This is a genomic window from Rhodopseudomonas sp. (assembly GCF_048594845.1).
Classification (GTDB): Bacteria; Pseudomonadota; Alphaproteobacteria; order Rhizobiales; family Xanthobacteraceae; genus Rhodopseudomonas.
The window spans coordinates 19378-28212 of record NZ_JBMDXE010000260.1; the positions used below are offsets into that span (position 1 = coordinate 19378).

Annotated in this window: 7 protein-coding genes; 1 reads left to right on the forward strand and 6 read right to left on the reverse strand. The window is 64.2% G+C overall.

Annotated elements, in window-relative coordinates; all coding sequences use genetic code 11:
• Nucleotide 1 precedes the first annotated feature (1 nt).
• The 5 genes from ACOJTD_RS16925 to ACOJTD_RS16945 all read right to left on the reverse strand — a co-directional run bounded on the left by ACOJTD_RS16925 (nt 2) and on the right by ACOJTD_RS16945 (nt 7634).
• On the reverse strand, nt 2-1288 hold the full coding sequence (locus tag ACOJTD_RS16925; protein ID WP_420134049.1) for a hypothetical protein: 1287 nt from the start codon (nt 1286-1288) through the stop codon (nt 2-4).
• A gap of 2 nt (nt 1289-1290) precedes the next feature.
• The gene (locus ACOJTD_RS16930; RefSeq protein ID WP_420134050.1) at nt 1291-4314 is read right to left on the reverse strand and encodes an oligosaccharide flippase family protein; all 3024 of its coding nucleotides are present in this window, start codon (nt 4312-4314) and stop codon (nt 1291-1293) included.
• Nucleotides 4314-5495: a glycosyltransferase gene (locus tag ACOJTD_RS16935; protein ID WP_420134051.1), complete on the reverse strand. Its 1182-nt coding sequence runs from the start codon at nt 5493-5495 to the stop codon at nt 4314-4316. Before ACOJTD_RS16935 ends, ACOJTD_RS16930 begins: the two co-directional genes overlap by 1 nt.
• 83 nt (nt 5496-5578) lie before the next feature.
• Nucleotides 5579-6565 (reverse strand): NAD-dependent epimerase/dehydratase family protein, encoded by a 987-nt coding sequence (locus ACOJTD_RS16940; protein WP_420134052.1) that lies wholly within the window; start codon nt 6563-6565, stop codon nt 5579-5581.
• Nucleotides 6566-6593: 28 nt separating this feature from the next.
• Nucleotides 6594-7634: an NAD-dependent epimerase/dehydratase family protein gene (locus ACOJTD_RS16945; protein ID WP_420134053.1), complete on the reverse strand. Its 1041-nt coding sequence runs from the start codon at nt 7632-7634 to the stop codon at nt 6594-6596.
• Nucleotides 7635-7639: 5 nt separating this feature from the next.
• Here ACOJTD_RS16945 and ACOJTD_RS16950 point away from each other — a divergent pair, with 5 nt between their 5' ends.
• Entirely contained in the window at nt 7640-7810 is a 171-nt protein-coding gene (locus ACOJTD_RS16950; protein ID WP_420134054.1) for a hypothetical protein, read from the forward strand.
• A gap of 45 nt (nt 7811-7855) precedes the next feature.
• Here ACOJTD_RS16950 and nusG read toward each other — a convergent pair whose 3' ends face one another.
• The gene (nusG, locus tag ACOJTD_RS16955) at nt 7856-8374 is read right to left on the reverse strand and encodes a transcription termination/antitermination protein NusG (protein WP_420134055.1); all 519 of its coding nucleotides are present in this window, start codon (nt 8372-8374) and stop codon (nt 7856-7858) included.
• Nucleotides 8375-8835 lie beyond the last annotated feature (461 nt).

The window sequence follows — 8835 nt, forward strand, 5'->3', positions numbered from 1 at the left end:
GTCAGCGATCTCGCAGCAGTTTCAGGAGCGCAGGGTCTGCGAGAAGAATCGCCGGATCGTCGGGCGCGAGAGCTAGCTTCAAAGCGAGGCCTTGGTACTTGACGATGATACGGGGGTCACGAACGCGGCCGTCACGATCGACGGCCTGAACGAGACCGAGTGGCGAGTCGTGCCGGGCGATGACCGCCCGCGCAGCCACGCGGGCCCGGTGGGTGTAGTCGCCGTGGCCGGTGTGGCCGCCGAGCTTGAGCAACGAGATCGCCATATCGACATTGGCGTCGAGATGATCGCGCGCCCCGCCGGGGCGCTCTGGAAACAGGCCGTTACTCCACTGATGGGACATCCATCGCCGGGCGATGGTTTCTGCGCATGGCAGCGCGCTGGCGGAAATGCCGGCCGCATGGATGTCGCACAGCAGATCGATGCTCGCGAACGCCGCCTTCAGCGAGACCTCATGGCCGGCGCCGCTGCGATCGAGCCAGAGAAAGACGTCGCCATGATTGAGGAAGTGCTCCCGGAAGCCGCCGATCCAGCGCTCGATGGCCTGCTTCCAGTGCGCTTCGCCGGTCGTCTCCCAGAGGCTGAGCAGGCTCCAGACGAAGTTGGTGTTGTCCTTGAACAGCCGCGCGCTCGACGTCGCGCCGAGACCGGCGATACGGGAGAGCGCGCTCGAGCGCGCGCACAACTCGCGATGAAAGACGCCTGTGCGGCGGAAGCCCTCGGTCCGCAGCCACCGCGCGGCCAGCCGGCGCGACGCGTCGAGAAAGCGTGCATCGCCGGTCTTGGCATGCAGTTCGAGCCAAAGCTCGATATAGCCGCCGTTGAAGGGGCTGGCCGGTTGCAGCCAACTGCGCGGGTCGCGCCATTCGATCGTGGTGTCGACCAGCAGATCGTCGACGAACATCGTCTGGATCAACGTGAGAGCGCCTTCCTCGGCGCGGCCGAGTAGGGTGCGGTCTCCGGTCAGTTCATGAAGCTCGAGCAGGCCGAGGAGCCAATCATGATTATCGAACAGCCGAATGCGGCCGCGATTGCGGAACAGCGCCGAGGCGAGATGCGGTTCGGCCGCCTCGATCTGGTGGTCGACGAAGTCGCGGTAGCCGAACTTGGCCAGGAACGGCAGGACATCGCCGAAATCGGCAATGAGCGGAGTCGGATCGAGGATCACGCCGTCGGAGTCGAGCGTCGTGATCAGCAACCCGTCGGCATCGACATAATGGTCGACGAACCGATCGAGCGTGCGTTCGATCCAGCGGCCGACATCGCCGCACAAGGGAGAAGCCAGCATGCTCAATAGCCGTACCGGAACAGGCGAAGACCGCATCGGCGCAAGATCCGTTCGTCGGCCTTCAGGCACACATGGCGGACGACATCCGCGACGCCGAGGTGCCAGAACAGGGCGAAGGGCATGTACCAGGGCGGGCGCCGCGGCGAGATCTCGGCTGGAGGCAACGATGGACCGATGGTGCCGAGGTGATCGGCGCGGCCCTTGAACATCGTGGTTTCCGGTCCTGTGTGCCGAGTGCGGTGAACGGTCAACCGATTGCCGGCGACGACAGCGAGCTCACACAGACCGTCACCGTCAAGATCGGCAATAACCGGTGATCCGCGCACCGCGCCGCCCATTGCGAGACGTGTCCGCAGCTGGCCGGTCTCAGCGTCGAGCACGACCAGTTCGCCATTGTTCGATCCGGCGACGATCTCGGTGCGGCCATCGCCGTCGACGTCGGCCATCAGCGGTGTGGTGTAGCTGCGGCATGTGGCGTGCTCCGTGAAGTACGCGCGTCCGCGCGGGCGGCAGCGGTGATCCGGTCCATGCTCGCACTCAGCGGTCGGGCCAAAGTCGTGGCGCCACTGCAGATGGCCACTCCAGGCGTCCACTGCGATCACCGCGGGACGTGCCAGCGCGCAGGCTACTGCAATCGGCGAGCGGCCGGGCCGTTCGAGCAGCATCGGACTGGAGTCGACGCCGCCGCCGACCTCGGTGGTCCAGACGCGGCGGCCGTTTCGTCCGTCGAGCGCGATGATCGCGTTGTCGCCTTCGCCGCCGGTGTGCTCTCCGCCGCCGAACAGCACGAGCGGGCGGCCGCTGCCATCGATCACGAACGAGGGCGAGGAGTCCGGGTCATAGGAGAGCTTGGCAAACCACTTGATCCGTCCGGTGCAAGCATCCAGGCAGAACAGCCGCGACGATCGGATTCCGATAACGATCTCGGCAGCGCCATCGCGGTCGACGTCGGCAATCAGCGGCGACGATACGACGCCGCGCTTCATCCGGCCGGCGAACAGATGGTTGGGCAGGCGACGACGCCAGCGTTGCTTTCCATCCGCGCCCAGAGCGATCACAGACGGGCCGTACACGGCAACGAACAGCGTCGGCACGCCCGAGCCATCGATATCGGCCGCCGCCACGGAGGAGCGGATGACGTCATCGAACTTGTAATGGCGCAGTAGGCAGCCATCGGGCGCGAACATGAACAGTTCGCCCGCATGTGTGCCGACGATGATTTCCGGCCGTCCATCACCATCGCGATCGACCACAGTGGGCGACGCAGTGATCTCGGCTCCGAGGGATCGCTTCCATGCGACCGAGAGATCGCGCCCATCGAGAGCGCGGATCTCGCCACTGCGGTCGACCGTGATCAACAGTGTGCGACCGTTCCAGCGCACGACGGCCGGGGTCGACCACGTTTCGGCTGCAAGGCGGACATGGGACGTTTCAGGAAGCTCGATCGCGGAGGACGCGGGAGGGGCTTGGACCGCGAGCACCAAGCCCTTCTGGTGCGCCGGCGCCGTGTGGTGCTTCCCCTCGATCCGGCCTGCGATGCTCTCGATCCGCCGTTGCAGCCGCGGCGGCATGCTCGAACCGGCGAAGCGCAGCAATGCCGCGAGTTGCCGGCTACTCAACGCGACCACGGCCGCGACGTAGGTCAGCGCGCCGAGCAGCAGCATCGCCAGGATCAGCGGAATCGACGTCAAGGTGATGACGGCCGTGCACCACATCGCTGTCGCCAGCGCGAGGCCACAAAGCGCCGGGCCGATTGCGAGCATCGGCCGCAGGCCGATGACGCGGCCAACGTTGATGAACACGATCAGGAAATTGGCACCGGTGCCGACGGCCGCGGCGACCGGATATGCGGCCAGCCCCAGCGGAGCGGCGAGCAGCAGCACTAGGCCGATCTGGAGCACGAGGCTGACCATGCCGCCGATCAGCAATGCACGCATCCGGCCCAGCGCCTTTGCCGCCTGCGCGGTGGGCACGGCAAGGACCTGGATGGCCGAAGCCAGCGTGAGCCAGCGGATCAGATCGCCGACCTCGGCCCAATGTGCCGACAAGATTTTCGGCATCAGGGCCGGCGCGACGACGCCGAGCAACACGACGGGCGGCAGGAACACCAGCGCTCCCGAAGCTAGGCATTTCTCCAGCAGCGCGGCCATGGCCACAGGATCGTTCTGGATGCGGGCGAACATTCGCATCTGAATACTGGCGAGCATTACCAGCGGCTGCAGCAGCAGCGCCTCGAGCATCGTATTGGCCATCGCGGCTACGCCAACCGACGCTGCGCCGAACAGCGAGCCGATGACCACGGGGATCACGGAGCGCTGCGCCAGGTCGATCAGCATCTGGCCCTGGAGCGGGACCGCATAATGCAGCAGGGCTTTTGCGCGGGAGCTTGCGAATCCGAACTGAGGAATCACGCGGACCAGCAGGTGGGCGACAATGGCGCCGGCGACGTAGCGAGCCAAAGTCGCGATCACCAAGGCCCATACACCCCAACCGAGCGCGGCGAGTGAAATCGCGAGCACGAGATAGAAGACGTATTCGACTATCTCGCAGACCGTTGTCTGATCGTGCCGCAGGGCCCGCTGCAGAATCGCGAACGGGATCGAGCGCAGCGACAATGGAAACAGCGCAAGCGCCAGCACTTTGATCACCGGGACGAGTTCGGCGGAATTGTCCCAATAGGATGCGATCTGCGGCGCGGCGACGTACAGCGCGATCACGGCGATCGCAGCAAAGCCTTGCTGGACCGTGAGGGCGACCCGATAGTCCGCCGCAGCCACCGCCTCCCGGCGACGGATCAGCGCTGCCGTCACGCCGCCGATCGTCAAAGCCTGCAGCACCGAGAAGATGAACTGGGCGATGGCGAACAAGCCGAATTGTGCCGGCACCATCAGCCGTGCCAACACCAGCGTCCCTGCGAAAGCAAGCAGGCGCACCAGGGCGTGGCGTCCGAGCACACTGACCGCACCACGCGCAGCGCGGTGCCGCGCCTCGCTATGCGTCAGTTCGTCGTCGGTGGAGCTCTTCATCAGGCGGTCGCCAGTCGCAGCATCATCGACTCGATGTCAGACCATATCCGCGACTGCTCGAATTCGTTCTCGACTCGCTGTCGAGCCCGCTTTTCGAAGCCTTGCCGAAGCTCCGGATCTTGCAGAAGTCGGCATACGGCCGCGGCGGCTGCGTCGACGTCGCTTTTAGCGACGAGAATGCCGCTGACACCGTCGGCGACGGCTTCCTCGACGCCCGGCACCTTGAAGGCGACCGACGCGCGCTCCATCCCTGCGGCTTCGAGCAGCACGTTACCGAAGCCTTCGAAGAACGATGGGAACAGGAACACGGTGCTCATCGCGTAGTAAGGTTCGGTCTTCGCCACATAGCCGATCCGGCGCACAAACCGCTGCTGAGTGAAGTAGCGTTCCGTCTCGGCGGAGGCCCGATCACGTGGATCGTCGGGCCCCGCCACCACGAGGTGAGCATCGGGATGCCTGGCGCGCACCTGCTCGAAGATCGGCGGCAGCAGGTCGACGCCCTTTTCGCCGCACACCCGGCCGATAAACAGGACCACCGGTGCCGTCGCCGGAATTCCCAGTTCGTGGCGCAGTGTCTCGCCGGCCGCGCGGCTCTCCGGCGTCAACCTGAAGCGTCGGGTGTCGAGGCCATTGCTCGAACCGGAACCGATCAGAAGCAGCTTATTCGAGGCGCATACCTTGGCATCGCGGAGAAACACCTCCAACTGGCGTGAGATCGGCACCACCACCGCAGACAGCCGAGCGATCAGACGATCGACGCCGAGATAGACCTGGCGTTTGAGTCCGCTCATCAACTCGTACACGCATCGGCGGTACACGAACACAACGCGACCATTGAAGGTCAACGTCGCGGCGATCGAGGCCAGGAGCGAAGCCTTGGGTGTGGAGACGTGGATGACGTCGTAGCGGTGGCGAGCGAAGAAGGCGACGAACTGCGCCAGCCCTTTCAGGTCGGCGACCGGCGAGGGCAGGCGTCGCATGGGGATAATGTGCGGCTGTAACTCGCCGAAATGCTCGACCGGAAAGTCACGATATTCGCGGTCACCGACGATGACGTCGATCTGCCAGCCGCGGCCGCGGAGATAGGGAAATAGCCCCTTGTAGAGCGTGGCGAGCGTCAGGCTGTGCGTGCAGACGAAGCAGACCCGATAGGGCCGCGCGGAAGTCTCAGTCTTTGCCACGAGGAGGCATTCCAGTTGCCGATCGCGCCAAGCCGACCGGGACGAAAACAACAAGAGCTGGCGAAACGGGTGAGGGGCCGCGATCAAATGAAGGTAGCGCCGGAGCGTTGGCTCCACTGCGTCAGCGCATCACTCAGCGTCGTCTCGAACTCATAACCTTCCGACATCAGAGCATTCGGAATGATGTTCGTCGATTTGATCAGCTTGGCGATCCGCTCGCGATTGATCGACGTCTTGATGCCGACGGCACCCAGGAGTTCGAAGGCAAGTCCGCCAGCCGCCATCAGCGACCACGGGATCAGCAGTTGCGGCTCGCTGAAACCGGCGACTTTGGCGAAGGCGGCGCAGATCTGCTCCGTCGTCGTCCGCGCCGGATAGGACATGTTGTAGGTGAACTCATTGCGGCCGACATTGCGGGCGAATTCCATCGACCGCACCAGTTCACCGACGTAGCAGCACGATTTAATGGTGTCGCGCCGGCCCGGATACACGAAGTGGCCGCGCGACAGTAGCCGCGCCAGGCGCGTGAAATTGCCGCCTTCGCCGGGGCCGAAAATCACCGCCGGTCGCACCACGACCAGCCGCCGGTCGTCTCCGCCCTCGCGCCAAGTCCGGTGAATGCCTTCCGCTTGAAGTTTGGAGCGGCCATAGGCCGAGACGGGTGCCGGCCTCGAGTTTTCATCCACCGCGTCCTCGGTCGGGCCATAGACCGAGATCGAGGAGGTGAACAGCATGAAGCGCGTGCCGATCGTTCGGGCGAATGCGCAGATGTTGATCGCGCCGTTAACATTGGTCCAGAAGTATTCCCAATCCTGGTGACCGGGGGTGGTGTGAACGGCGGCGAGATTGTAGACGTCCGCGCCTTCGAGATCGCCCGAGATCGCGATCGTTTCGCGAACGTCGCCGGTGATGTACTCGACCTTGGCCACCGCGATCTTGGCCGGTGCGATGTCGTAGGAAACCAGCCGGTCGTAACGTCCGCTCGCCGCCAGCTGTGTGAGCAGATGGCCTCCGATAAATCCGGCACCGCCGAAAACGATTGCTGTTCGATGTCCGAGTGCTGTGCTCATGAGATCGTCGCTCGTGGATGAAAATGATTCAGAGGGCTTCGGCAACCAGGCCGGTATCGGCCGCCGCGCGATGCGTGACGTACCAGTCGACGAAAGCCGTCACGCCGACCGAGACTGGGGTTTCGGGGCGCTGGCCGGTGAGCGCCTCCAGCAGCCGGTGATCGGCGAAGGTTTCCCGCACGTCTCCCGGCTGCATCGGCAGCATGCGCTTGTCGGCCTTGCGACCGATCGCGGCCTCGATCGCTTCGATGAATTGCATCAGGCCGACCGGGCGGCCGCCAGCGATATTGACCACCCGCCAGGGCGCCACGGGCGACAGAGTGTCCACGCCGCCCTCGAACGTTACAGGATGACCGGCTTCTGGAGGCTTGTCGGCAAGCCGAATGATGGCGTCGACCAGGTCGTCCACATACGTGAAGTCGCGGCGCATCTCGCCGTTGCCGTACACGTCGATCGGCCGGTCGTTGAGAATGGCGTCGACGAACTTGAACAGCGCCATGTCCGGCCGGCCCCAGGGGCCGTACACCGTAAAGAAGCGAAAGCAGGTCGTGGGTAGTTCGAAGAGATGAGCGTGAGAATGCGAAAGCACCTCCATCGCCTTCTTGGTCGCTGCGTAGGGCGTGATCGGAAACGGCGTGCGGTCGCTCTCGCGGAACGGCATCACGTCGTTGGCGCCATAGACCGAGCTGGTCGACGCGAGCAGTAGATGCTTCGGGCGGAGATTGCGCGCGACCTCGAGCACGTTGAACGAGCCGACAAAGTTGGAATCGACATACGCGCGGGGGTTCTCGATCGAGTAGCGCACGCCGGCCTGAGCTGCGAGATGCACGATGATGTCGGGCGCGGCGAGCCGGGCCGCATCGCTGAGCGCTGCGAAGTCTTCCAGCCGCGCTTCGACCGCGGTGAAATTCGCTGCCTGTCGCAGCATGGCGTGCCGGTCCTGCTTGAGGCGGCGATCGTAATAGTCGGTCATGCCGTCGAAGCCGACGACATGATGACCCTCTGCCAGAAGGCGATGAGCCAGATGGAAGCCGATGAATCCCGCAGTGCCGGTGATCAGGAAGCGCATGGTGATTGCAGTCGTTGGTGCGGGGCTGGAACGTCGCCGCCGCCGGCGCCGAGGCGCGGGAGATGATCGACCGGCAGATGATGTCGCCGGCCGTGTCGCTCTTGGGTTTGGATATCAGGCTGCGCGGTGTCGTCGTCGCACGCTACCGCCATCTGGGTGAAGCGGCGGCCGCTTGACCCATTGTCGTGTCTACTACTACCGGTCAGTCTGACGCTGTCGCGTCAGCCCGCGATTTCGAGCAAGTCCTGTGCCACCGTCAGACGAACCGAGCCGTTCAAAAGGCCAAGCAGCATTTCGATCCGGCCATTGGGACTGACGCTGAGCAGCGTACCGATGTGGCCGGCGAACGGTCCGGAGCGCAGTTCGACTGAGTCGCCGGGCATGAAGGTCGGCGTTCGATAACTGATCACGTCGCCGTCGGCACTCCGCTGAAGGTCTTCGATGAAGCCGGTCGGAACGGGGCAAGGATGATCGCGCGTCGCGACCAGATACGCCATCCCCAGGGTGCCGTTGATCGAGCGCCAGCGGTCACGCCCGAGATCGAGACGGATAAAAATGTAGCGCGGAAACAACGGCGACGTCGTCGCGAGAATCTTGCGCGCATGCGATCGTTTGGTGAGTAGTTGGGGCAGGAAGGTTTCGAAACCCTGCCGCTCGAGATGAGTCCGGGCGAGCTTCTCTCGGCACGGCAGGGTGTGGCCGACATACCACCGCGGGGACGGCGCAGAACCGGGGTCCACTGATGAGATTGCTTTGAGCACGCTCGCCTCGATGAATCTCTTCGTTTCGTCGTCCGACGGGCTCGATGAACGGCGGACTGGTCGTGCCGCGGTTCGGGAGCCTTTGCCCCCGAACGTCAGCATTTTAAATCTGACGAAGGATCAGATTAAAATATACGCCGCCGATCGCGCCCGTGCGCCATTTAATTAAATCCACTTGATCTGATTAACGCGCTGCACATTTTCGCGCAACTCAAAAAGATTGCTCAAGAAACGACAGATACGTGACGAAGCAGTCGCGCGCAGGCTGGGGGAGGGGGGGCAAAATAAAACTGACAAATAACTCCGAGGGCCGCCGATGCCGGTGCCCGTCGTGTCGTCGCCGGCGTCGATGTGGGCAACAGGAGGTCTGGAAAGCCTCCTCGTTCTGGCCGTCGAAGACGTGGCTCGTCCGCGAGTCCCGTCAGCGCCAGGGCCTTGTC